Consider the following 25230-nt stretch of genomic DNA (forward strand, 5'->3'; position numbering starts at 1 on the left):
TACAAGAACAATTTTATAAGTTTAATCCGGAAGATTACAATGTTCCTCAATTGATTTATCTTGAAGGAGCTAATTTAACAATAATTATCAAATTTCGCTAAAATTTCCTGTATTTCAAGATAATAATCCGGAAACATGCATTTACTTGAGAAATATCATCTTTTTTACTTCTGTAAATTTCCTCCCCTTCCCGTTTAACGGATCGGCTTCAATGGAATAGAAGTAGATTCCAGAGGAAACTCCTACAGGTGACCATCTCACCTCATGATATCCGGCTTCAAAGACCTTATCAGCGAGCAGACAGATACTCCGCCCCAGTAAATTGATTATCCTTACCCTTACATATGACTCTGCGGGAAGTGCAAAGCTTATGGACGTGGAAGGATTAAACGGGTTCGGGTAGTTCTGCCCCAGCTCAAATTTCACGGGCAGAAGGTTTTTCCTATCCGTAACTGCTGTTTTTTCAACACACCTGCCCTGGAGCAGCACCTGATTGCCGGAATCAACTTTGCTTACAATATAAAGCGTATCAGAGAAACTGCCAAGGGAATCGGGCTTGAAAGTCACTGTAACAACCGCAGAGTCGTACCTTGCCAGATAAGTCTTACTGATGGAGACAGAAAATATTTTATTTTTAACGTATATACTGTCGACAGTAAACGGGTTTAGGCCGGTATTTTTAATAGTAATTTTGTTTGAGACTGATTTTAATGGTTCTGTATCAGGAAGCTTAAGCACCTGAGATGAAAGGCTGTAGCTGTTCTGACGCACATTAAGCAGCCAGCCTACAGTGCCTGAAGCCTCATTTACATATGCAATATCCACTGCCCCGTCGCCGTTAAAATCGCCAGAGGTCATACGGTTTGAGCCGGATTCACTGGCAAAGTAGCCTGAGACCTTAAAGGCCATATGCTGGTTTGTATAAATATACCCCTGGTTCGAATACCCGTTATTTACAGAAGCCAGATCAATATCCCCGTCACTGTCATAATCGCTGCCCGTAAGCGAGAGAGGGTCTGCACCCGTCTGCTGGTCAGACAAAAAGAATTGCAGTCCGCCCAAATTTTTAATTAAACAGAGCGAATTTATATAGGGCTGCCCGGATGCCAGATCAAGCCAGGTATCGTGGTTCATATCGGCAAGTACCATCGACCTGATGTAGGGAGTGCCCGGGTTCCGGCCTTTAGCCTTAAAACTCATATTGCCCGTGTTTTCAAAAATGCAAAGCGGATCACCGGCATATTTGCTAATAACAATGTCAATATCGCCATCGTTATCCATATCCCCTGTTTTTAAGTCAAGCACCTGCTCAAGAGTTGATGGCAGCATGATTGCCCGGAAAGTAAAATTGCCCTGATTTTCGAGCACATAAGCGGTGTTAAGAAGATCATTTGTAACTATCAGATCAAGGTCCCCATCGCCATCCAGATCATCGGAAGCAAGCATCCGGTTATTCTGCCCACTGAAGACCGATACTTTAGTAAAATTAAAGCCGCCTTCATTCTTTAGAATGATCACTGAATTCCTGCAGGCTGCAGCAATGTCTGTTTTCCCGTCGTTATTGAAATCTCCGGCAGTAATGCCGAATGGAGAATCGGTCAGTGCTATGGACTTTGCAAGTCCAGGTTTGGAATCAAGGCTCCCTTTTATTACAGCTATTCCGTTTTCAAATGAAACAATCATATCCGTAACACCATCATTTTCCAGATCAGACGAACAGATAAGTTTGGGATATTGGCCTGTAGGAATATTATTCATCGCCCTGAAAGAGCCCGTTCCCTCTTTAGCCTTAACAATAAATCGCCAGATGAAGGGAGAAAGAACCGGATTAAGCGACTTCAGTTTGAAATCATTTTTTAATGTGATTTCAACTTCCTCACCAGTGATAAATTTACCTTCGGGAACAATTGAAAGAAGCCTTTTTGCAGCATCATATGAAACTCTTGAATTATGGAAACCGCTCATGGAGCCAGATATAAAAACTGAAGAAGGAGTAAGCGACTCAGGAATGATGTCCTCCGTAAAACGGACCGCGGCAAAAGAAGGATCGGCCGAAGCTGAATTCTGCGCCGGGTATAATGAATCCACAATAACCTGCCTGCACATGCCAGTAACCATGAATTTAACGGCCGGATGCACCTTATCATTGCTTGTAATTACTACACTGTCGGAATAAGCCTTTGTTTCCATGGGAGTGAAAGTTACCGTTACAGATTTCGCTTTCCTCGGTTCAACGGTTAAGGAAGTGGGAAACAGGCTGAAGGCTTTTGAACTGCAGTAAATAGAATCTACAACCAGAGGCAGCGATCCCGGGTTGCTTATGGTAAAAGAAAATGTTTTCGAGCTGTCTTTTTGCACGCTGCCGAAATTATATTCCGTAGGGCTGAGAGCTATTTCGCTAAAGTGATCCCGGTTTTCAAGAAAAGTGAGTGGGGAATTCATTTTATATGCCAGAAGATCGATATCCCCGTCATTGTCAAAATCTGCTGTCAGCAGGTTTGAGGCTTCAAAATTAAATGGAGGCAGAACAAGCTGCTTAACGACTTTAAGGTCCTTATTACACTTATCCATTTCAACTCCCCAGCTGGCCGCAGAAAGAAACTCCACAGTTGAATCGCCGTCAAAATCGCATCCTGCAAGGAATGACATGTCCTTTTGCGGGGGATTATAATAGCTGGTTGTAAACTTCAAATCGCCATTATTTACCAGTATTTCATAACCTTTATAGCCCTGCCAGTACGATGCCGCGGCGAAATCGATTAGCCCGTCATTATTAAAATCTCCTCTTACCGAAGGCAAAGTATTGAGTAATTGATTATTGAATGTCTGAAATGAAAAGTTGCCGTTGTTGCGCAGCAGGAAACCGGTATAAATGTCAGCCAGTATATCCAGATCGCCGTCGCCGTCGATATCCTCTGAAGCTAGACCGAAAATGCCCGCAAATTTGATTTTTGAGGCCTTGAAAATAAAATTCCCCATGTTCTTTACAAATTCCATCTCAGCGCCCGAACTTCCTGTGCCGACGGCAAGATCAGTCAGGCCGTCGTTGTCATAATCTCCGGCCGTTATATATTGAAGATAGCCCGGAACATCTGTCTCAGAGGAAGTAAAATTAAAATTGCCTGTATTTTTCAGCAGCTGAATTTTTGAAGCTACTTTGCATACGGCAATATCAACTCTGCCGTCGTTATCAAAGTCGGCTGCGGCCAATGATTGCGGACCCTGTGGAATACTGATGGATTTTACTTTTGTAAACCTGAAGTCTCCTTCATTTTTATAAATTGTTATTTCCTCATTAGTCTGTGTAAGGACAGCAACATCCAAAAGCCCGTCATTATTAAAATCTGCGGTGACCGGCTTAAATGAGTACTGAGGGAGCTGAATTGAAGAGCGTTCACGGAAACTCATCGAAGAACTCTTTGCCGAGACATTAAAATCCCATATGCGCGGAAGGAAAGGAGGCTCACATGCAACCGTCCTGATCTTAGAAGTCAAAGATACAGTTACATTTTCTCCCCTCCTGAATGGTTTTGCTGTTTTAATGGTTAGAAGCTTTAATCCGTCATCAAAAGATATAAGTTCAGCTTTCTGCCTGCCAGAGTGCGAACCCGTAATAACGATCGAAGAGTCGGAAAGTGTTGCAGCATCCAGCCTCACATTGAAGTAAATCCTTATCTGTGCAGTATCAGAAGCAAATATTGAAAGAGGCTTAGGATAACACGAGAGCACCTGCTCTCCCCTTCCCAAGACATAAAATTTTACTTCAGGATGGAATTTATCGTTGCTGTAAACTGTCAGACTGTCGTTGTAGCTTAAAGCGCCCGACTGCTTAAAGTGAATTGTAACTTTCGCCGTGTCGCCGGCAGCAATAGTTGTTTTTGAAGCCGTAGCTGTAAAGGCCTCATTTGATGAAGCAATGCCTGAAATGTTCAGGGTCCCGGATACGCCGTCATTTTTAACTACAAAGTAAGCTGACTTTTCGGCTCCCGGTTTTGTTACGCCAAAATCGTATGAACTGCTAAGAAGCTTAACCTCAGGTTCCGCGTTTTTATTTTTTGCAATGACGAGATTTCTTGGATTTCCAGACTCCATGTAAAGATCAATATCACCGTCGTTATCCAGATCTGCCGCTCCAATATCCCCGATAGCCCTTGCACCGGAAAAGACCTTAGACTCAGTAAATGAAAGATTTGAGTTATTCTTCAGGATATATAAATAATCAGAAGAATGGATTGCAATATCAGGATAAGTGTCATTATTAAAATCGCCTACTGTGCAGCTTCCGTTGGAGATATAGCTGACTGCAGGAACAGTTTTCTTGAAATTCCCTGTACTGTCGTTTATTAGTATTGATAAATAATCATAACCGTATCCGCCTGAGGCAAGAATATCAGGATATCCGTCGTGATTAAAGTCTGCAACATTTATCTGCGAGGTCAAAAAACTCTGTGGATATACCACGGGAGCTGAAAAGTTAAAGGAACGGGAATTCCTGAATACACAGACCGATTTTTCCTCATTTAAAGCATCAATTATGTCAGGATATCCATCCAGATCAATATCGGAGAAAATGATTTTCTGAGCATTAGTAACCGGGAGCTCCTTTGCAAGCTGAAACCTCATATTGCCCATATTCCGGAACAGCAGCAGTACGTCCTGGCCGTTAAACCCGGTATTTGAACAAATTGAAATGTCCAGCTTTCCGTCTGCATCCAAATCGGCAGCATAGAATCCGCCACCTAAATAAGCTGAACAGGTAATTTCAGCAGCGGTCTGAAAACTGCCGTCGGGCATCTGTTTTAAGATAACGACCAGCTTTTCGCCTTCAGGCTGGAAGGCAATATCAACTTTTCCGTCGCCGTCAAAATCTCCTGTTGTAATATTGTCCACAGGTTTTCCCAGATAAATATCCTGCCTGGAGAATTTAAGTCCGCCAAGATTCTTCATCATAAAGATCCCCTGGTACATAAAGCTTGAACAAAGGACGTCAACTAATCCGTCATTATTCATATCAGCCAGGATTGATGGTCCGTATTCATCTCCGAAAGGGACCGGTTCGGAGAGTGCAAATGTTCCTGAACCTGAAATAGGGCTCGCCGTAAACGTCCAATTAAAGGGCTGCACTGCCTCGTTCTGAAGGGTTTTTACTCCTGGAGTAAGTGATACTGAAATCAGTTCATTCGGATGAAACCTCCTTTCGGGTAAAAAAACTATGGATTGGCTGGCGTCGTCATATTTTACTGTTCCTGATACTTTTCCGTAAAATGAGCTGAAAACGGCAATAAAGGAATCCTTTACTGTACTATTATCCAACGGTTTTACAAAAGAAATGGTTATGGAAAGAGAATCAGGTATCTTAAAATCCGCGGAACCCGGGTAGTAGGATTTAATTAATGGGTTAACTCCGGTAATTGAGGAGTTATAACCCCCTGCCTGGTTTGGAAAATTTATTCCAGGCAGAGAGCTAGAAAAGTCCGACCGGACTAAAGCAGATTCAGTGAGCAAAGATTTTTGATTTAGCTGATAATTCCCGCAAAAAATGAAAGGAGAATTAAGGATTAAGAGTAAAAGAGTGCAAATATGTCTCAAAAGAGGATTCCTTCTTATTGCAGTAAAATTTTCATTAACTTTATCAGGAACGGGTTTAAGGAAACAGGAAATTTACTCCAGTATTTTGATAAATACCGGAAATTCCTTGAAAGCAGAAAATAAATATAGGGAAAAAGGGGGGAAATTACACGATTAGTAACAATTTTGACAAAAACTTATATTGCATAAAAGCCTTTTTATTCATATTTTTGAAATGTTGTTATTGGGCCCATAGCTCAGTTGGTTAGAGCATCTGACTCATAATCAGAGGGTCGGTGGTTCAAGCCCATCTGGGCCCACAAAAAAGCCTCATTTTCCAAAGGAATCTGAGGCTTTTGTTTTTTCAGGCAGTTCTTTAATTGCCGCGAACTTTGTGAGATTTCATTATCTAATCTTTATATGCTGAAATCAGGAGCATCATGGGACGGCGGAATTCTTCACGCATTGCTTCATTCTTCTTTAGCATTTCCTGCGACGGCAACGGCTCAATTACTTTTTTTATTATAAAGCCATTACTTATCAGCGAATTAATATACGTCGTTAATGTCCTGTGATATTTGGTAATCTTTTGCCCCAGAAAAACAGCTTCCCTGCTCCCTTCAATAAAATAATTATCTACGGGCCAGTGAATCTTATTCCCTTTCTCATCATATACCCAGTCCCGATTCCCAAATGCCGTAAAAACCGGATGCTCAACTGAAAACACCAGGCTGCCCTTGTGCTTTAATATCTCAGATAATTTTTGACATACCGGTTCGAATGATTTTATGTAATGAAATGCCAGCGAACTGATAATAAGATCAAAGCCTTCCTTTTCAAAGCTGATATCTTCAATTGATCCTCTCATATAAATAATCCGCTCGTCATCTGTACGATCTTTTGCTTCATTCAGCATCTTTTCCGAGAGGTCTATTCCAACTACAGACCGGGCCCCCTGTTCCACAGCATATCTGCAGTGCCACCCATAGCCGCATCCTAAATCTAAAACCGATTTACCTCTCATATCCGGCAACAATTTCTGGAATTCATGCCATTCCCCTGCAGACTCCAAACCGCCTACAGAACGGGGCATCTTACTGTACTGACTGAAAAAGTCATTATCATCATATTTATTTTCTTTCAATTACACTCCTCAGGGCAATTTTGGCTTTTCATTTTAACTGTTACAGAGCTGCACGAATATAACCATTTTTCGAATTCTTTTGAACAATGTGCCTGACAAAATAATAATCTGATTATTAACCTGACTTCAAAAAATTATGAATTAACCCGGCCTGTTTTTTCCCTTCCGTCAATTGAAAACCGTCCGGCACCAAAAGCAATTAGAATCAAACATCCGGCAAGCACCGCAAGCGGGAAATCCCATCCCGGCGAGGTCGGCGTTACAAAGCCTATTCCATAAACATACTTTGTTACAATAATTGCACCTGTTAAAATTATTGTAAGTCCTGCCGAGGCCCATCTTGTTAAAAACCCCAACAGGACAGCAGTTGCGCCAAGAGGCTCGGCAATGGAAAGTAATCTTGTTGTAAATAACATGAATGAAGATATCCCTTCCGGAGCATTCGACCAGAACGGAAATTTAATATAGGCGGCAACATAAAATATTGCCGCAGTAACTACTCTAAGTAGTAATAAAGCTGAGTTTTGATATATGCTGTAGTTCTGCATGGCCTTATCTTTCTTTTGGTTGTGTATTTCCATTTTTCTAATGCGTGACTAAAACTCTTCTTCCAAAATTCTTTTATCCGATCAACCGGATGACTTAATATTATAATTACTAAAATTTCCCGACTGACTCAATTATTAAATTGCTTTCAGCACTATATCCCGGCTTTCTTTCCGTTCATTGTCCGTTGCTATTATATCATTTTATACCCATATTTCGTGTTGATAATGCAGGGATTCACAGGGATATATGAAAATTGCCTTTTGCGGCGGCGCCGGTGAGGTCGGTGCAAGCTGCGTGCTCCTTTGTCTGGGCAGAAAGAATATCGTTTTCGACTGCGGCGTAAGACCCAACAGCCCAACCGGCTCTCTGCCGAACCTGAGACTCATTCAGGACTCAGGCGGAGCTGATGCCATCTTTCTGAGCCATGCACACCTAGACCATTCAGGAAGCCTCCCTATTCTTAGCGCGGCTTACCCAATGGCCGGCATCTATATGACTCACGCCACAAAAGACCTCATACGCGTTCTCCTCTACGACAGCCTTAAAATTACCTCCTTTAAGGAGGAGGAAATCCCTGTATTTACCGAGGAACAGCTCGAATCGATGTTTAAGAGAATCATCTGCCATTCCCCGGAATATGTATTCAACCCGTTTAATGATGAACTCTCGGCCGTCTTCTACACCGCAGGCCACGTCCTGGGAGCCGCGGGTATTTATCTCTCCGGAAAGGACGGTTCGGTTTTCTACTCGGGCGACTTCTCAATGGCAAAGCAGCGCACGGTTGAAAAGGCCCGATTCCCTAAACTTAAACCCGATGCCGCAATTGTGGAATCGACATACGGCGATAAACTCCATTCCAGCCGCCTGGATGAGGAAAAAATGCTGATTGATAAAGTTAGGGAGGTTGTAGAGTCGGGAAAGAAAATACTTATACCTGCCTTTGCCCTGGGACGGGCACAGGAGGTGATTCTTATTCTCAGAAACGCAGCCGCAAAGGGCATGCTGCCCGACGTTAAGATCTATGTCGACGGCATGGTAAATGACATCTGCCGGGCTTACAGCAATAACCCCAATTACCTCAGCCAGATGCTCTCCAGAAGGGTCTTCCGCCATAATGAAATATTCTACTCTAAAAATGTGATTGCAGTAAACCGCGACATGAAGACGCGCGAAGCAATAGTTAATTCCAATGAAGCCTGCTGCATAATTTCAAGCTCAGGAATGCTTACAGGAGGACCAAGCCAGTTCTACGCTGAACGCCTTGCCGGCGACGAAGGCAATTATATTGCAATAACGGGCTACCAGGACGAGGAATCCCCCGGCAGAAGGCTCTTAAACCTCCTGGATAGGGAAAAAGGGACGAAGATGCTTGCATTCGGCGATAAGTCCTTCGAGGTCAAATGCGGAATAGGCAAATATAACCTATCGGCCCATGCCGATAAATATGAAATCATCTCACTCGTAAACCACATAGCTCCTAAAAGGGTGTTTTTTGTCCACGGCGACGAGAAGGTGATTCAGGCGCTGTCTCTCGAAACACAGTCCGGCATTAAAGAGCCTGTCTTTGCCCCCTCCAACGGAGAATCCTTTGAGATCGGCGGTAAGAGCAAACTCAGAAAACACTCCACTAATATGCCTGACAGCATAAATGAGATTTTCGAATTATCGGAAGATCTGCTTAAGAAACTTTCTGTGCACCTTGCCGTCTCAGGCTTTGAAAGCCGCGACTTTACAATCGAGGATCTGCTATTTGCTGCTTTCGGAAGGAGGGAATTTACTGAGGATGAAACCGCCCTATTCCTTAATGCGGTAAATGCTTCGGTGTACTTCAAACGCAATAAAGTAAAACAGTTCTTATACAACATTTCGGAGCTTGCAGCCTGGCTGGCGCTCTCGGCTAAGGCAAACGGTACTCTTCCTCAAGGCCCTGAGATCCCGCCTGAAAAACTCCAGGGAGAAATGCCCGCAAAAGTCCATAGAGTAAACCAGGCTGAAATTCTGCAGGCCGTTGAGGAAAGCTTTCCTTTGGATTCCGGACTCTACAGGAAAGGACTGAGGGAAGATACAAGAACTATCCTGCTCTATTTCAATTTCCCTGCAGTTGCCTCTGAACGCTATAAAGACACCTTAATACGCCTGGCTGAAAGAACCGGCTGGGAGGTTAAGGTAAACAGCGAAGTAAACCTCGAAGCCGTTAAAAGCACGGCAGCCTCCTTAATCCCTGAATTTACAAAGCTGTCGTATATGAAGGACCTGGGGGAAATAAGACTTAAGACGGAGGGTGTAATTGAAGATAAAAGAGAAATTATTTCCCGCTTCAAGGAGCTAACGGGACTTGAGCTGAACATAATGGACACAAGCCGCCCCGCAGTTCCGGTCTTTAATCCGGAGGCTGATAATTCGCCATCTCCCCTTCCGGAGGGAGACTCCCGGATTCCCAATGGTGAAAAGATGGAGCAGAATACTGCTCTGTGGCTTATAGATGAAGCCTTTAAGGAAACTGAGGACAGGATATACCGCAAGAGCATAAAGACCGAAGGCACGGGTAAGTTTATAGAGCTCTTTTTTATTTCACCCGTTATAGGAAATAAGTATAAAAGTGTTATAAGCGGACTTGAAAGGGCCACCGCCTGGCAGATCAGGTGCAGCAGTGCGATAAACCAGTTCGAGGTGATAAATGCCGGAAGAAGGATATTTGAAGAGACAGGAATAAAATTAACCAAGAATATGTCGCTCCACACCTCAGAGCTCAGGGCCGAAATTTTTATAAACCCCGGCTATGATCCGCAGAGGCTTGAAGAAGCTTCATCAAAATTCACAAAGGCAACCGGGCTTGAAGTTACAATCAGGAAAAAATAACCCGCTTCAGTTATTTTCTGCTATCAATATGCTATTAGACAGGAAGTTTTACGCCGCCAAGCATTTTAACCATTGCCGGGTCTCGGTGGTCGAAGAAGCTGCTCTTTTTCGTATCCAGCGTCACGGTGGCTTCCATATCATCCGGACACAGCTCAAAATCGAACACGCTGAAGTTTTCAACATTGAAACGGCGCTCCAGAAGGTCAAAAGAAAGAATACTATGAACCAAGCCGGCTTGTAATTCCACCGGAGGACTCACCTAAATAAATAAACTTTTATTCATGGGAAATAAGCTAGTCATTTAACCCTTTCCCGCTTAAAATCTGGGGTATGGATTTTTCAACCCTCCCAAGCCAGGTTTTGGATTGTTTTGGTGAAGAGAAATAAAGGAGGTATGCCCTCTGCCGCCCTGGCGTCAACTGTTCAAAGGCAGTTTTCAGACGAGGCATTTCATTTAATTTATCCTGAAACTCTTCAGGAACCTGGTATTCTTTGGTCTGTTTTGGCTCCACTTCCAGTCCTGCCTTTTCCACTTCAATTGCCTCATAGACATAGGATTTCAGTACGGGCTCCAGCTCCTTTATCTCTTTTAGGCTGGTAAAGCGGACCTGGCGGCTCGACTGCACGTTTTCAGTCTGGCGGATCAGTATGCCGTTTGGGTCGCTTAACAGGGCACCCTTGAAAAACAGGAGCGCACAGTACTCCTTAAAACCATGAATAAGAACTACGTTCCTGTTCTGAAAAGTATAGCAGGGAACGCCCCACTTGAAATCTTCTGTAAGCCCTGAGTCAAAAACAATTGATCTCAGCTTCTCAAATTCCTTCTGCCACTTTTGTTCCCTGCTTAAAAATGCGTCAACCTTATGGTTCATCCCGTTCATTTGCTGATCCTTTCAAATAAAACTTACACCTGCTGCGCTCTGGCCATCAGGAAAATATATTATAAAATAATACAGAATCCGCTTTACAAATTCAATCAGGCGTTAATATTCTCAGAGGTGAACTTGTATACCAGATGACGCAATGCTATTTTAGCGGTGCCTGGAACCACTACCCCATCCGATAAATTGAATTAATTGCCGGGATTTTTATATTAAAACTAATGTGCAATTTTTGAGACGATGATGAGAACTCTGGCTTTGTTTGCAGTATGCATTGTGTTTGTGTTCAATGCTATGGCTTTTGCCGGGCCGCCTTTCAGAACGGATGACCCTATACCTGTACCTTTTATGCACGGCGAAGTCTACCTCTTCTCAACCGGTGTCTTTGATGAATCGGGAGCTGCCGGTATAGGTCCCGCGGTTGAATTTAACTACGGTATACTGCCTAATACACAGTTCCATGCAGTCCTCCCCCTGGCATTCAATTCTCCTAAGGATAACCCGTCTCAAATGGGCTACGGCGATACAGAGGTGGGTGTCAAATACCGCTTTATTGAACAGACGGACTATCTGCCCGATATCGGCACGTTCCCCATTGCCGAACTCCCCACAGGAAACGCTTCACGCGGACTCGGCAACGGAAAAGCACAAATCTACCTCCCCCTCTGGCTGCAGAAGGATATAGGCCATTGGACAATCTATGGCGGCGGAGGCTACTGGATAAATCCCGGTCCGGAAAATAAAAACTGGACTTTTTCCGGCATTTTAGTCCAGTATAACTTCTCAGAGAATTTTTACCTCGGCACTGAACTCTTCCACCAGTCCCCTTCCCTGGTCAATGCAGGCAATAACACCGGGATACACATTGGCGGCGGAGTAACGGTAATTAAGAATTACCAGGTCCTCTTTTCCTCTGAACTCGGTAACGGCATTACTTCCTATAAACACTACGCCTACTACCTGGGCTTATACCATAATTTCTAAACCCCCTATAGGTTTATTTTCCCCTGCCCACAGCTGCTTTACTCAAATATTCCATGGCATTAAAACCGGTTTTTATTTTAATGGGGTTTATCGTTACATTAAATAAATAAGGGTGTTCTTAAGGATTTGTTGGTTTTTGTAATTCAGGATGATATTATGTGGTGGCTATACGCGCTTTTATCGGCTTTGTTTGCGGCACTTACAACTATATTCGGGAAAATCGGAGTTAAAGACATAGATTCTAATCTCGCTACGGCAATTCGTACCGTGGTCGTTCTTATACTGGCATGGACAATCGTTCTCTTCCGCAGCTCCATGCAGGATGTGACTTCTATCCCGCGCAGGTCTTTCCTGTTTCTTGTCATCTCAGGGCTCTGCACAGGTGCCTCGTGGCTCTTTTACTACAGGGCGCTCCAGGAAGGAAATGCCTCTTCGGTTGCGGCAATAGACAAAACCTCGCTTCCCATGATCTTTATCCTTTCCGCAATTGTTTTAAGCGAACCTCTGACACTGAAAACCGCCCTTGCGGGAATACTCATTGCTGCCGGCACATTCGTACTCTTGTTATAGCAGTATAATGCCTTTATTTAATAATCAGTAACAAAGTAAGGAAGAACAGAAATGAAGAGAATAATAAACTTTAATCCATTCAAAGCCCTGGCGTTTGCAGCTTTGTTTTTTGCAATGAGCTTTTTAGCCTTTGCGCAGGACGATACTGCCAGAATTTCAGTACCGCCTACTCCTTCAATCGGACAGGGGCAAAGCAATTCCATGGCACAGGATACCTCCTTTAACCGCTATGCCGCTCAGTTTGCCGTCAGCCTGGCTCAGCAGACCGGACTCTCACTCGACAAGTCAGGCAAAATCAGGGATGTTCTGATGGATTATTATAACAGCATAACAGATATAAGGCGCGACTTCTTAAGAGGCATGACCGATTCCAGCAATTCAGTCAGCACCGCTCCCAACCCCGATAATACAGGAAGCAACAGGAGTGCCAATCAGACTGCAATTGCGCAGGACCTGATGTCGGAGAACCATAAGGCGGACCTTAAAGCCGACAAAAAAATACTGAACGTGCTTGACAACGACGTTCAGAAAAACAAGTACGTCCAGATCAAACGCCAGTGGTGGCAGAAAGTAAAAGACGTCGTTTATTCAACCGCAAACCAGAATTCAGGCGGGATGCAGACAAGATAGTTTTACCGGGCGCAATAATATTCAGCCTTAGCACGGCAGGGGCGGCCGCCCCTGCTGTAATGAACATCAGATTTAACGCCAGGTCCTTCCGGATTTGATTGCTCATAAAAACACAAATGTTTACTTTACCATTACGTAAAATTTTCACTTTTTGTTTACAGGAGCGATGATGAAACCTGAGAATCAAACAGATACAGTTTCCACTGAACTTAACTCACACATGAAACTTGCACGCGATATTTTCAGCGAACTCATAAATATTAATACCACTCAGAACCTCGGCAGCACAAGGGCGGCTAAGGCAATGGCCGAACGCCTCAGAAAAGCCGGATTCCCGGAGGGCGATGTACAGCTCGCGGGCCCCGGGCCGCGGAATATGAACCTCGTTGCCCGGCTGCGCGGCAAGGGCAGTAAAAAGCCAATCCTATTTATCGTGCACCTCGATGTGGTTGAGGCACTCAGTTCCGACTGGTCGTTCGACCCTTTTACCTTCCTTGAAAAAGACGGTTATTTCTATGGCCGCGGAACTTGCGACATCAAAGACGAAGCGGCCGATTTGGTTGCCAATTTTATACGCCTTAAGACAGAGGGCTTTATTCCCGAACGCGACCTAATTCTGGCCCTCACGGAGCATGAGGAGAGCGGGGATGCTAACGGCGTAAAATGGCTCCTTGAAAACCGGCGCGATCTGATTGATGCAGAGTTCGCAGTAAACCTCGACGCAGGCGGCGGCAGCATTTTTGAGGGTAAACCGAAGCTGCTTGAAATACAAACGGGTGAAAAGATCTTCGCAAACTTTAAGCTGGAGACACATAACAAAGGCGGACACAGCTCCCTTCCGGTTAAGGATAACGCAATATACCGGCTTGCAGGCGCACTTACACGCCTTGCAGAATACAGATTCCCGGTAAGGTTAAATGAAACAACCAGAATGTTCTTTGAACGCGTACTGGAAACGGAAACAGGACAGGTAAAAGAGGATATTAAAGCCCTTCTGAAGACTCCCATGGATACTGAGGCCGCAGAACGCGCTGCATTAGTAAACCCATATTACAATGCCGTCATGCGTACAACCTGCGCTGCAACACTGCTTTACGGGGGCCACGCCGATAATGCTCTGCCGCAGACGGCAGGGGCAAACATAAACTGCCGTATGCTTCCCGATGATAATATTGAAAATGTGATGAATACACTTAAATCTGTCATCAATGACCCCGGGGTTGAAATTACATGTCCATACGCTTCATTTTCTTCACCCCTTTCACCTCTGAAGAAGGATATTATGGATGTAATAAATGAGATTTCCAAGGCAATGTGGCCCAAAGTGAAAGTTACCCCTTTTATTTCCACTGGCGCCACAGACAGCAAGCACCTTAGGAAAGCGGGCATTCCTGTATACGGCGTTTCAGGCATGTTCCTGGATATGGATGATATGCGCGCGCACGGAAAGGATGAACGAATTGGAGTAAAGGAATTCTTTAACGGCGTTGAATTCATGTACCGCTTTATAAAAGCAATAACATCCTGAAAACGGGTTTGCAGACTGTATTACTAAGGCCTGAAAAAGCCCGGGCGAATTTAAGATCCGGGCTTTATTTATAGTTGGTCCTCTTTATCTATTTCTGTTCTTTTATCATAGTATGCTCAATTACCTTCCACTGACCGTTCTCTTTTACGAGTACTGAAGATACATTATATTTTCCCGACATGTCCTTGCCGTTGACAACATATTTTCTATTGGCTTTGTACGTCAGAATTGCCACGTTCTCAGCCGGGAAAACAACATTTTCGTCCGATTTCTCCATGCTGCTCAGCTGGCTGGTCTTGACCCTGTTTATCTCATCTTCTTTTTTATAGATCCCGTTGGCATATACACCCTTGAAATCATCCGCAAGAAAGTTACTGAATCTGCGTATATCTTTTGCTTTTACGGCATCTATTATCTGGCTTTCCACATTATTTATCTCCTGGACCATCTGAGATGAGGCTGTGCTCTTTCTCATCGAGCCGGTTGATTTATTTTCATTCTCCTGTCCATAGCAAATGGACAAAAGGAACACTGACAGAATTACTGCTGAAATTAAATTTATTTTTTTCATTGTAATCTCCTGTTCTGTAAATGATTGAATTAGAAGTACTTAAAAGAAGTTTCATCTGGAACGTTTGCTGATTAAATGCAGCTTCAATTTGAATGTACAGCTAAACCTGAGAGGCTGAAATGTAAAAAGGAATATCTTCTTTTTTCATTTCACCCCCTTTTGCCTGCTATTAATAATTTGTACATTAAAATAAGAGGGCAATTAAACAACAAAGGAGGGAAAATGAAAAAGGTAAAAAATAGCTTATCAGGTATAATCCTGATAACGGCAGCATTTATGGCATTCAGCATTGCTGCCCATGCGCAGGATAATAACCAGTCACGCTCGCAGGGGCAGACCGAGGCTTCGCAGGATGTTACATCATTCGGCATTGAGGCACAGCAGCTTGCAAGCAGGCTTGCCCAGCAGCTTGGCACAACAACCGGCGCGGCCGACAAGATCACGCAGATCCTTCTTGATTACCGGAGCAATATAGCTTCAGCCCGGCAGGACTATCTCGATAAAAACAAAAGTAATAAAGGAAATCAGGAAGTTACAGGAAGCAGTAATATCGATTCAGCTCCCGACTTGCTGTCTGACTACAGGAAGGCGGATGAACAGGCCGATAAGGATATCATTAGCGCGCTGGATAACGATCAGCAGATTGCAAAATACATACAGATTAAAAAACAGTGGTGGAAAGACGTTAAGAACCAGGTTTATTCAACCGTAAAGCGGAGCACCGGCATGCAGCAGGATTCCGGTGATCAGACGCGCTAAAGAAGAGAATAAATATCTGTAACCTAATAAGAAAGGATATTAAAAAGCCCGGACTTGCAAACAGCTCCGGGCTTTTTAGCTGTTTTACTTCATTTCATCAGAAGGAACTTTTGGGCAGCGGTAAAATCCCCTGCTTCAAGCCTGTATATGTAAATTCCACTTGGAAGGCTGCCTGCGTCAAACTTTACGCTGTAGCTTCCGGCAGGCTTATATTCATCCACAATTACCGCGGCTATTTTCCCCAGAACATCAAAAACCGTAAGTTTCACATTCCCCTCTTTCTTCAGGGAGTAATTTATTGTTGTTGACGGGTTGAACGGATTGGGATAGTTCTGCGACAGGCTGTAATCATTTACAGCTACCGGAGCGCTTTCGACTCCGACAATGGGCGTTTCATACTCTACACTTACAACAGAACCGCCTACCGGCAGAATTTCCTTTTTCCCGCTATAGCCGGTATAACGGAATTCCATGGAAGTTGCATAAGGCACCCATTTACCAGAGGTATCCCGCTTAAAAGATTCACCTTTAACGGCATTGCCGTCGGTATCATTGGTATATAAGTGTTTGATTGAGGCAGTCCAGACTCCGTCTCCCCATTGTTCTTTAAGCTCACCAACTAAATACCCCTTTTGGTCATAAGTATATGTCAGCCTCGATTTATTGGTCCATGCACCGTTCAGCCATTGTTCTTCAAGACTTGTAATCAGGCTGCCGTTATTATAAGAATACGTCACCCGGGTGAGATTTTCCCATGCGCTGCCGTTCCACGTCTCCCTCAGGAAGGTGAGCATGCTGCTGAGGCCGTCGTAAGTGTATGTTTCATTGAAACTGTTCGTCCATGCGTTATTGGCCCAGACTTCAGACAAGTTGGTAAGCATATTCCCTTTGCTGTCGTATGTATAAGTTTCTCTGGAATTATTTGTCCAGCCGCTGAATGAGGCCGATTCCACAAGCATAACTGTAAGATTTCCGCTGGCGTCGTATGTATAAGTTGTTCTTGTACCCGGGATATAATAGCCGGCCATTTGATTTTCCATAACGGCTGTCAGCAGCTTCCCATTAGAATCATACGTAAAAGCGGCTTTGTAAGTACTGGTGACCGAACCGTCGTTTGAATATGTCTTACCAATATATGTAAGCATATTGCCTTTGCTGTCGTAGGTCATGCTGTCAAAGCCGCTGGTAACCCATTTACCGTTATACAGTTTTTCATAAAGTCTTGAGATAAGGTTAGAGAAAAAATCGTAAGAATAGGTATCTTTTTCAGTAGAATCCACTATAATACGGGAAGGCCTGTATATAGCAGAATACAAACCGGGGTCAGCGACGGATTTATTCAGCTTTCCACCGTTCAGCTGTTCAGGATACAGAAGCAGATTCCGGCCTATAAGTCCGGATTCCTTAGTCTGAGGATAGGACTGGACAAATGCCAGGACGAGCAAAAGGACAGAGATTAAAGATTTCTTCATTTTCCCTCCATATAGCAATAGTGTATAGAATCAGAACAGTATTTCTCAATTTCAGTAAAAAAACTCAGCTATACATCGGACCTGCAATTTCCCGCAGAATGGATCGACAACGTAATTGCATCAAGGCACGAGCAAAATAGTCAAAACTCATGCTATAAAAATTATACAAATAGGATAAAAAAGCAACTTTCCCAGTATAAATTTTACATCACAACTGCAAAGAGCCGAACGGGATAGTGAAGTAAAAAGAAGCGCCATGCCCTTCTTCAGATTCCAACCAGATTCGTCCGCCATGGCGCTCAACGATCTTCTTGCAGAGGGCGAGGCCAATTCCAGTCCCGGCATATTTCTCTCTTTCGTGCAGCCTTTGGAAGATGATAAAAATTCTGTCGTGGTACTCAGGGGCAATTCCTATGCCGTTATCCCTTACGCAGAATACCCATTCATTTTCATTGCTGCAGGCTTCAACACATATTTCGGGGTCCCTGTCGCCTTTGAACTTTATTGCATTTGCCACGAGGTTCTGCATAAGCTGCCGCATTTGAATAGGGTCGGCATTTATCTCCGGCAGCCTGTCATAATTCAAATATGCATTTTTTTCATCAATTGCCATTCTTAAGTCAGCTGCCACATAATCCATTATCTGGTTCATATCAGTCGCAACAAAAGGCTGGGCCTTGGTTGTAAGGCGGGCATACTGAAGCAGGTCGCTTATCAGATTCTGCATTCTTTTTGTACCGTCTATCATAAAGGTAATAAATTCATTAGCCTTTTCATCCAGATGGTCCTGGTATCTTTGTGCAAGGAGCCTTGCAAAGTTGGAGACCATTCTAAGCGGCTCCTGAAGATCGTGCGAGGCGATGTAGGCAAACTGTTCAAGCTCTCTGTTGGAACGTTCAAGGTTCCTGAGGGTTGTTTTCAGCTTCAGTTCAGCTGTTTTGCTTTCTGTAATATCCAGCACAGTGCCAAAGCGTCTTACAAGGTTTCCATCGCTGTCAAATATCGGGTTGCCGATATAGCGGAGATATTTTATGTTGCCCTTATCAGTAATGATGCGGTATTCCATGTAAAGTGTTTTTTTATATTTCTGTGCCTCATCCAGGCAGGCATTCACATATTCCCTGTCGTCGGGGTGGACATAATTCAAAACGTCAAGAAAGTTGGGATGCCCTTTTTCCGGGTCACGTTCAAATATATTGAACACCTCGTCCATCCAGTCAAGCATTCCTGTTGAGGCGTCAAAAGTAAAACTTCCCATATGCGCCAGCTTTTGGGCTTCAATTAATCCTTTGCGGCTTTCGTGGAACTGCCTTTCAGTCTCCATGGTTTTGCTTATATCGGAGGCAATTCCGCAGAGGGCATAAGGGCGGGCATTTTCATCGAACAGCGGGAATTTATTGAGGAAAAAGTAACGGCGCATTCCGCCGGGAAAATCCGAGTCCTCAGAAATCTCCATAATCCTGCCTGATTCAGGAGTTTCATCAGTCTCCCCGAAGTATTCTATCCATTCTTTTGGAAATATTTCGGAGTCTTTCTTCCCCCTAAGCGCTTCACCCGTCATGCCGAATAGTTCTTCCAGCTTTTTGTTTACTATTATGAGCCGGCCATGAAGATCCTTTACGAAAATAACAGTTGGAGAGCCGTCAATAATTTCCTGCAGTTGTCTATTTGCGGCCTGAAGTCTTTTTTCAGATTCAATCCTGTCAGTCACATCCCGGACGGAAGTGCTGGCCCTCATGGAGCCGTCATGGGCCTTAAAAACCCTGCTGGTTACTTCGCAATAAAACAGAGTGCCGTCTTTTCTCCGGCATCTTAATATTCCTATGTACTTTCCCGTCCTGTCTCTTTCTTCAATTGCTTTAGGCCAGTTCGGGTCAGTCATATCAGCCAGGCCCAAACGGCCCAGGCTGCATAATTCTTCAGCTGTATATCCAAAGAGTTCTTCAGCAGCTGAATTTGCCCTGTAAATTTTACCATCCCTGCCCGTAAGAAGAAGAGCATCAAAGCTGTTCTGGAACAGCATTTCCAGTTCTTTATCATTTTTCTGAAAGCCTGAGGCAGAATTTTTTCTCATAGAATACAGCCTGTGTAATCAAAAAAGATATTTAAGGGTTTAATAATCTAAAATTCTCAGGCTTCAAACGCAACAAAAAAGCCCGGGCTCATAAACAGCTCCGGGCTTTTCATTCTTTAAGAAAGCTTCATGTGTACGCTTAGTATCTTATCTGAAACTCAAGTACAAGCCTGTCTGAATTCTTGTCGGCTGCTTTATATTCATTTTTATAAATGAATTTTTCGTAATTCAGTCTGCAGTGGGCAAATGTCAGTTTTGAAAAGCTGAATGTAAGTCCTGCAGTAATCCTGCTGAACTCATCGCCGGCCTTGTGTGAGGCGGGTTCAAGGAATTCATATCTGACTGCAGGGCTAATAAATTTCACGAGCTCGCTGCTGACTGGAAAGTCGTATACCGCATAGCCGAAATAAGTATTGGATGAATAATCATAGGTGGCAAGTTTAGTATTTCTTTTGGCATATTCGCATGATAAAGTAAGGCCGCCATTTTTATAGCCTGCCCCCAGGTCGAACATGTGGACTTTATTGCCCGCCATAACCCCGCCGGCATAGTTTCCAGATACATTAAGGCCTTCAACCGGTTTAATAACCGTGCGGAAAGCATAATTATTTGTTTTATCAGTTTCCGACTTGTTCTGCCCGTTGCCGTCAAAGATGGCTGCGTCTATATCTATTGGCAGTGAAACCGGCAGGCTGTAGGAAGCCATGAAGCCGATATCATACATGTCGGGACCAACTTTTGAAGTAAGCAGCGGACGGTTTGAAAACGGTATACTGTTGACTGAAATAAGGTTATCGGAGCTGAAAGGAACCTTTATCTGTCCCAAAGATATAGAGAATCCAGAGACAGGTTTAATAGCTATATAAGCATCATTAAGTATCCCGAGGTCAGTATATGCATCAGTTAAGAATCTTTTTCCTCCCAAAGAATCATTTTTAGTTGAAGTTCTTGCAAGAGCGGCCAGGTCAAAAAGGAATTTATAGCTTACAAGCTCAGTAGCGCTGCCGGAAACCTGAAGTCTTACGTTTTTAACCATGAAATTGCCCTGATGTTTTGTCAGGTCCTCATCGAGCCAGGTTCTGGCGTCACCTGAGAACTTCGGCATCAGGTCAGGTTTCTTTTCCTGTGCAAGGTTTATTGTAGTTAAAGTCAATAACGATATAAATAAATAAGAGTACAGTTTTTTCATATATTTCCAAAAAGTTAAACGTATTTGGGTATTATCGAGAAAGAAGAAATTTTGTTGATAGTCCGGAGGCTTCTTTTTAAAGTTTTTCCGGATAAATATGGTGTTTTCCGGAATAAAAACCAGAAGATAAAAAATGAATGAGCGGGAGCGGGCAATTTCAGCAGGTAATATATATGCCGTAGGAAACTCTCCCAAGTCCGGGCTAAGGCTGAAAAGGCCTGAACCCGGATAAAGAAGAGAGAACTTTTAACGCTGAACTTTTTACTTCATCAGGATGAATTTTTTTGCAGAAGTAAACTCCCCTGCCTCAAGCCTGTAGATGTACATTCCGCCCGGAAGGCTTGTTCCGTCAAACCTTACTGAGTAGTTTCCTGCGGGCTTAAATTCATTTACAACAACGGCTACTCTTTTTCCAAGGGCATCAAAAACCGTAAGCCTTACATTTCCCTCTTTCATTAAGGAAAAGTTTATTGTTGTTGAAGGGTTGAACGGGTTCGGATAGTTCTGCGACAAAATGTAATCCCCGGGCACGGCATTATCGGGAGATGGGACCACAGAAACCACATTGCTCCTGAGCAGAAAATCGCCCACAGTCTTAAGAAGAGGGTTCGCCTTAGAAGTAGCGTTATAGCTCTGTGCAATTTTCCAAATAATTGTGCCTGCAAGCCCCTTTGAATTAATATAGTCGCATTTCATTCTGGTCGAGGTGGTATCATCAAATGAAATCACCTGCGTGTGCGCAGTGTTGCGCAGGTAAGGGGTTTTCGTATTATTGTCGAAGGTATACTGCCAGCCGGTATTATTCAGGTAGCTTGATACAATAGTGTTATAGCTTAATGCTTTGGCGCCTGAAGTAGTTGTAATACTTCCGTACATTTCAGGCGCATTCATCAGGTATCCGTAGAACGGCATGCCTGCGCACACCTTGGATTTTGACATGCCGCCTGCTATCCAGGCATTTACGCTCTTATCGATGGAATATGTCTGCTGGCTTGTGCTGTAAAGGGCGGAATTATTTATAAGCCTTGTACCTGCCTGTTCCCAGTTGCCGGTAAAATCATAGGTCATTATTCCAATCCAGTCAAGCAGTGTGTTCAGTTTGGGCACGTCGTATCCGGCGCTCGGCGAGTTATAAACTGCCGCGGTCATAAGAGGGATATTGTTTGCGTTGAAGGCCGCTCTTAAGTCCGTAAGGAGTGTGACAAAGTTTGCCTTGTCGCCGCTGGCAGGATACTCCCAGTCGAAGTCTGCCCCGTCGTAATTATTAGCTTTAATAAAATTGACAAGGTTCGTAATAAATGCAGCTCTGGCTGTCGCGCTGTTCACCATGGTCTTAAATCCGGTATTCTGAGCAGAAGTGCCGTATCCGCCGATCGATACCAGAACCTTGACGCCGTTGTTGTGGGCTGCTGTTATCATGTCAGGATAAAGAGCCAGCTGGCTCTGATCCAGGCTTCCATCGGCCAAAGGCCATAAGAACGCGTGACAGATGTGTGTCAGGCTGGTAAAATCAATTGCGGTCGAGGGATAAGAAGAATTATCCCAGTTATAATAGCCAATAACCCTCTTATTATTCAGGTTCTGTGAGAAGAGGTTTTGAACCATAAGAAGTATGAGGACAGATGAAGTAAGAAATTTTTTCATTTGAATTCCTTAAGGATTAAGACACTAAAGATCTTTTTGGATTAATTATCGGCAGGAAAATAAGCGCAGTTTATCAGGTTATCAGGTAAAAAAATAGTTATAAAAAAGTGTTGCAAATATCCTTTTTTATTCACATGCCAGTCCTTAAGTAATGCACCCGAGGGATATTCTCAGGTCCGCAGCGGACTTACCTTTAGCTGGCAGATGCTGCAGGCTCCTGTATGCACACAGACCGTGCCGCCGCATTCCTTGCACGTCCATCTGGCTTTTTCCTCCTGAAGGAATTTTCTGATGCCTGAAGTTTTTATAGTCAGCAGGTTTTCAATTACGCTCATTCCGTATTTTGTACGGTATCTTTTATCCAGCTGCTTAAGGCTTGCGCAGGGGAAATCTTCACATTCGAAGCAGTACTTTGTTTTCCTGTCTGTAAATACCCGGCAGGTTTTTATCTGGCAGGTAACGCGGGTCTTAGGTTTACACGTATTCGAAGCCCTGCATCCCTGACATTTATTCTTTGCCCTAAGGTGTCCCCTGCAGACTGCGCAGTTTATTCCACAGGGAGCAATAAGTAAATCAGCATCTGACTGTTCCATATACTATTCCTTTGGAGGTTATTTGAAAATACTTATTCTAAAACCACTCGTCAAGCCATGAAGAGATGAGCTTTATGTATTCAGGGTCGTACCTGTAGTCTCCCGACTGGTTCAACTCAGATATTTCATTCAGGCAGCCGCCGCTGAGGCTCATGTTGTGGTCGCTGTTACTTAGCATCTCAATGCGGAAGTATCTGTTCCCCGATTTGGCAAAAGCATCCTTATATGCCTGCATCGCCTGAACGGGATCGATCTGTGTGTCGTTTTTCCCGTAAACCAGGTAACAAGGGATTGTGACTTTTTCCATTACGGACATTGGATTGAAATGGCTTTCATCTTTTTCATCAATTACGCGCGGCCACCAGCTTTCCGCTATTTTATAAAATGACGAGTCGTAGCCAAGTGAACTTACAACCATCGGGTTATTTTTGTAATAATTTACGGCCTTGTCAAAGACTTCTTTGTCTGTTGTATTTCTTAAGGCGGAAAACATTTCAATATTTTTCTTTGCCCTTTCAGGCGTAATTCCCTCACAGATCATCTGTTTTTCAAGGAGGTAGTTCCACTGGTTCATGGAATTTTCACCCGGACATGAAGAGCCTATCATAAAAGAGATATCTTTGGACTTTGAGATTACAAGCGGCATTATATAGCCCGCCTGGCTGCTTCCGAAAAGGCCCATATCCGACCTGTCGACTGCAGGATGACTGTTCAGCTTTTTAATTGCATCGACAAAAATGTCTGAAAATCCTGCCAAAAGGCTGTCGTCGTTTAGCTTTCCTTTAGAATCGCCATAGCCCGGCTTATCAATCCTGAAATAAGCAAAACCGCGGTCGAGGATGCAGTTAACAAGTTTAATTGTTTCCTTATTCCTGATTTTCCTGAAGCCCGGGCCGCTTCCGGAGACCCAGATTATAACGGGGTATCTTTCATGTTTCAGATCGGGAAGGTAGAGGCTTCCTGCAATCTGAAAACGTCCGGAAGTAAAATTAATGTCTTCAATTCTGCTAACGTGCAGCACAGTATCCGCCTGCGCCAGAAGCACTGCCTGCAAAAGCATCATCCAGAGAAACAATTTTATTTTCATACGGCTCCCGCTTTTTTAGACCCGTTAAACAGGTAAGGGTAATAACCTTATGCAAAATAATATTACAATAAATAAAATGAAAGACATCATAGCGTAATTAGGGTTTTTGTTTTTGAGGAATTTAGTTAGATTTTATTTAGGTCATTGGGAATAAACCTTATGAAAATTTTAATTATAGGCTCGACCGGCGTTCTGGGAAGAAACGTTATACCCCGCCTCATGGAAAAAAATCTGCAGGTTAAGGCCCTGGTGCGCACACAGCTTCAGAGGGAGTATTTTACCTATATGGGAATTGAGGCTGTTGAAGGGGATATTCTTAAGGCAGATTCTGTTTTGAAAGCCTCCGAAGGCTGCCAGACCGCGATGCACCTTGCTACGGTGATCCCTTCAGGCACGGGAACACTTGATTGGTCAATGAACGACCGCGTCCGCAGGGACGGGACACAAAACCTTATTCACGCATGCCGGGAAAACGGCCTGAAGGGGTATTTTCAGCAGAGCATAATTTTCCTTTACGGCAATAACGGAGAGGCCATAATAGATGAATCCTTCCCCCTTAAGCCCCAGCGCTACATACAGTCGGCTTCCGATATGGAGGATATGGTTAAGGAAAGCGGACTTGAATGGAGGATCTTAAGAGGCGGGTCTTTTTACGGTCCCGGCACGGGGCGCGACGAGGACTGGCTTAACCGCGCCAGGGCTGAGAACCTGAAAATTCCGGGAGAAGGAAATAACTACATATCGCTCATAAACGTAGCCGATATTGCCCGGGCATTTACCCTGGCTGTGGATAAAACCGAGCCCGGCAGCATTTTTAATATTGTTGACGATGAGCCGGTTAAAAGCAGGGACCTTTACACGTATATTTCCTCCATTACACACTCCCCTATGCCGCAGAAAGAAGAAGGGGCAAATACCCCCTCCTACCGCTGCAGCAATAAAAAATTCAAGGACAAGACAGGCTGGACACCAGCATTTCCAACATTCAGGAGCGGACTTGCGCAGTATTTAAGACGGGCAACGCTGCCTGAATGCTAGACTGAAGAAGTTTTTTTTGAATAAAAGACCCCATGGATTCATACCTGCATTGAATTTCGTCTCCTTATTCTTTAGTTTGCTCACTCATTT

19 protein-coding genes and 1 tRNA gene are annotated in these 25230 nt (G+C 43.9%); 8 read left to right on the forward strand and 12 right to left on the reverse strand.

The features are described from left to right. Positions 1-141 precede the first annotated feature (141 nt). Entirely contained in the window at positions 142-5505 is a 5364-nt protein-coding gene (locus HF312_15815; protein ID MCU7521682.1) for a DUF1573 domain-containing protein, read from the reverse strand. Between the two features lie 309 nt (positions 5506-5814). Here HF312_15815 and HF312_15820 point away from each other — a divergent pair. Then, positions 5815-5888, forward strand: a tRNA-Ile gene (locus tag HF312_15820). A gap of 89 nt (positions 5889-5977) precedes the next feature. On the opposite strand, the gene HF312_15825 is transcribed toward HF312_15820, so the two are convergent. Next, positions 5978-6712 (reverse strand): class I SAM-dependent methyltransferase, encoded by a 735-nt coding sequence (locus HF312_15825; GenBank protein ID MCU7521683.1) that lies wholly within the window; start codon positions 6710-6712, stop codon positions 5978-5980. A gap of 134 nt (positions 6713-6846) precedes the next feature. Further along, positions 6847-7293, reverse strand: coding sequence for a DoxX family protein (locus HF312_15830; protein MCU7521684.1), 447 nt, complete (start codon positions 7291-7293; stop codon positions 6847-6849). A 214-nt stretch (positions 7294-7507) separates the two neighbouring features. On the opposite strand from HF312_15830, the gene HF312_15835 reads away from it, so the two are divergent. Next, the gene (locus HF312_15835) at positions 7508-10120 is read left to right on the forward strand and encodes an MBL fold metallo-hydrolase (protein MCU7521685.1); all 2613 of its coding nucleotides are present in this window, start codon (positions 7508-7510) and stop codon (positions 10118-10120) included. Positions 10121-10154: 34 nt separating this feature from the next. On the opposite strand, the gene HF312_15840 is transcribed toward HF312_15835, so the two are convergent. After that, the gene (locus tag HF312_15840; GenBank protein MCU7521686.1) at positions 10155-10349 is read right to left on the reverse strand and encodes a hypothetical protein; all 195 of its coding nucleotides are present in this window, start codon (positions 10347-10349) and stop codon (positions 10155-10157) included. A gap of 64 nt (positions 10350-10413) precedes the next feature. Then, positions 10414-11001: a hypothetical protein gene (locus HF312_15845; protein ID MCU7521687.1), complete on the reverse strand. Its 588-nt coding sequence runs from the start codon at positions 10999-11001 to the stop codon at positions 10414-10416. A gap of 240 nt (positions 11002-11241) precedes the next feature. Here HF312_15845 and HF312_15850 point away from each other — a divergent pair, with 240 nt between their 5' ends. The 4 genes from HF312_15850 to HF312_15865 all read left to right on the forward strand — a co-directional run bounded on the left by HF312_15850 (position 11242) and on the right by HF312_15865 (position 14713). Beyond that, a complete protein-coding gene (locus HF312_15850; GenBank protein ID MCU7521688.1) occupies positions 11242-11985 on the forward strand; it encodes a hypothetical protein in 744 nt (247 codons plus the stop codon). A gap of 156 nt (positions 11986-12141) precedes the next feature. Then, the gene (locus HF312_15855) at positions 12142-12555 is read left to right on the forward strand and encodes an EamA family transporter (protein ID MCU7521689.1); all 414 of its coding nucleotides are present in this window, start codon (positions 12142-12144) and stop codon (positions 12553-12555) included. A 51-nt stretch (positions 12556-12606) separates the two neighbouring features. Further along, a complete protein-coding gene (locus HF312_15860; protein MCU7521690.1) occupies positions 12607-13185 on the forward strand; it encodes a hypothetical protein in 579 nt (192 codons plus the stop codon). Between the two features lie 166 nt (positions 13186-13351). Beyond that, positions 13352-14713, forward strand: coding sequence for a M20/M25/M40 family metallo-hydrolase (locus HF312_15865; GenBank protein ID MCU7521691.1), 1362 nt, complete (start codon positions 13352-13354; stop codon positions 14711-14713). An 88-nt stretch (positions 14714-14801) separates the two neighbouring features. On the opposite strand, the gene HF312_15870 is transcribed toward HF312_15865, so the two are convergent. Further along, the gene (locus tag HF312_15870) at positions 14802-15284 is read right to left on the reverse strand and encodes a nuclear transport factor 2 family protein (protein MCU7521692.1); all 483 of its coding nucleotides are present in this window, start codon (positions 15282-15284) and stop codon (positions 14802-14804) included. Positions 15285-15506: 222 nt separating this feature from the next. Between HF312_15870 and HF312_15875 the strand changes: the two genes are divergently transcribed. After that, on the forward strand, positions 15507-16043 hold the full coding sequence (locus HF312_15875; GenBank protein MCU7521693.1) for a hypothetical protein: 537 nt from the start codon (positions 15507-15509) through the stop codon (positions 16041-16043). Between the two features lie 89 nt (positions 16044-16132). Here the strand turns inward: HF312_15875 and HF312_15880 are convergent, their stop codons facing one another. From HF312_15880 to HF312_15905, 6 genes are all read right to left on the reverse strand, one after another. Further along, positions 16133-17515 (reverse strand): T9SS type A sorting domain-containing protein, encoded by a 1383-nt coding sequence (locus HF312_15880; protein ID MCU7521694.1) that lies wholly within the window; start codon positions 17513-17515, stop codon positions 16133-16135. A 208-nt stretch (positions 17516-17723) separates the two neighbouring features. Continuing rightward, the gene (locus HF312_15885) at positions 17724-19589 is read right to left on the reverse strand and encodes a PAS domain S-box protein (GenBank protein ID MCU7521695.1); all 1866 of its coding nucleotides are present in this window, start codon (positions 19587-19589) and stop codon (positions 17724-17726) included. Positions 19590-19728: 139 nt separating this feature from the next. After that, entirely contained in the window at positions 19729-20778 is a 1050-nt protein-coding gene (locus tag HF312_15890; protein MCU7521696.1) for a hypothetical protein, read from the reverse strand. A 261-nt stretch (positions 20779-21039) separates the two neighbouring features. Beyond that, positions 21040-22422, reverse strand: coding sequence for a T9SS type A sorting domain-containing protein (locus HF312_15895; GenBank protein ID MCU7521697.1), 1383 nt, complete (start codon positions 22420-22422; stop codon positions 21040-21042). 170 nt (positions 22423-22592) lie between these two features. After that, the gene (locus HF312_15900) at positions 22593-23015 is read right to left on the reverse strand and encodes a DUF3795 domain-containing protein (protein MCU7521698.1); all 423 of its coding nucleotides are present in this window, start codon (positions 23013-23015) and stop codon (positions 22593-22595) included. A 37-nt stretch (positions 23016-23052) separates the two neighbouring features. Further along, positions 23053-24102, reverse strand: coding sequence for a hypothetical protein (locus HF312_15905; protein ID MCU7521699.1), 1050 nt, complete (start codon positions 24100-24102; stop codon positions 23053-23055). Between the two features lie 159 nt (positions 24103-24261). Between HF312_15905 and HF312_15910 the strand changes: the two genes are divergently transcribed. After that, entirely contained in the window at positions 24262-25140 is an 879-nt protein-coding gene (locus HF312_15910; protein MCU7521700.1) for an NAD(P)-dependent oxidoreductase, read from the forward strand. Positions 25141-25230: the final 90 nt, after the last annotated feature.

It is taken from the genome of Ignavibacteria bacterium (assembly GCA_025612375.1).
GTDB lineage: Bacteria > Bacteroidota > Ignavibacteria > Ignavibacteriales > SURF-24 > JAAXKN01.

Excerpts from the sequence above, each read along its gene's own strand:
- HF312_15830 (MCU7521684.1), bottom strand. The coding sequence starts at position 7,293 with ATGGAAATACACAACCAAAAGAAAGATAAGGCCATGCAGAACTACAGC.
- HF312_15835 (MCU7521685.1), top strand. The coding sequence starts at position 7,508 with ATGAAAATTGCCTTTTGCGGCGGCGCCGGTGAGGTCGGTGCAAGCTGC.
- HF312_15845 (MCU7521687.1), bottom strand. The coding sequence starts at position 11,001 with ATGAACGGGATGAACCATAAGGTTGACGCATTTTTAAGCAGGGAACAA.
- HF312_15850 (MCU7521688.1), top strand. The coding sequence starts at position 11,242 with ATGATGAGAACTCTGGCTTTGTTTGCAGTATGCATTGTGTTTGTGTTC.
- HF312_15855 (MCU7521689.1), top strand. The coding sequence starts at position 12,142 with ATGTGGTGGCTATACGCGCTTTTATCGGCTTTGTTTGCGGCACTTACA.
- HF312_15860 (MCU7521690.1), top strand. The coding sequence starts at position 12,607 with ATGAAGAGAATAATAAACTTTAATCCATTCAAAGCCCTGGCGTTTGCA.
- HF312_15865 (MCU7521691.1), top strand. The coding sequence starts at position 13,352 with ATGATGAAACCTGAGAATCAAACAGATACAGTTTCCACTGAACTTAAC.
- HF312_15870 (MCU7521692.1), bottom strand. The coding sequence starts at position 15,284 with ATGAAAAAAATAAATTTAATTTCAGCAGTAATTCTGTCAGTGTTCCTT.
- HF312_15875 (MCU7521693.1), top strand. The coding sequence starts at position 15,507 with ATGAAAAAGGTAAAAAATAGCTTATCAGGTATAATCCTGATAACGGCA.
- HF312_15880 (MCU7521694.1), bottom strand. The coding sequence starts at position 17,515 with ATGAAGAAATCTTTAATCTCTGTCCTTTTGCTCGTCCTGGCATTTGTC.
- HF312_15885 (MCU7521695.1), bottom strand. The coding sequence starts at position 19,589 with ATGAGAAAAAATTCTGCCTCAGGCTTTCAGAAAAATGATAAAGAACTG.
- HF312_15890 (MCU7521696.1), bottom strand. The coding sequence starts at position 20,778 with ATGAAAAAACTGTACTCTTATTTATTTATATCGTTATTGACTTTAACT.
- HF312_15895 (MCU7521697.1), bottom strand. The coding sequence starts at position 22,422 with ATGAAAAAATTTCTTACTTCATCTGTCCTCATACTTCTTATGGTTCAA.
- HF312_15900 (MCU7521698.1), bottom strand. The coding sequence starts at position 23,015 with ATGGAACAGTCAGATGCTGATTTACTTATTGCTCCCTGTGGAATAAAC.
- HF312_15905 (MCU7521699.1), bottom strand. The coding sequence starts at position 24,102 with ATGAAAATAAAATTGTTTCTCTGGATGATGCTTTTGCAGGCAGTGCTT.
- HF312_15910 (MCU7521700.1), top strand. The coding sequence starts at position 24,262 with ATGAAAATTTTAATTATAGGCTCGACCGGCGTTCTGGGAAGAAACGTT.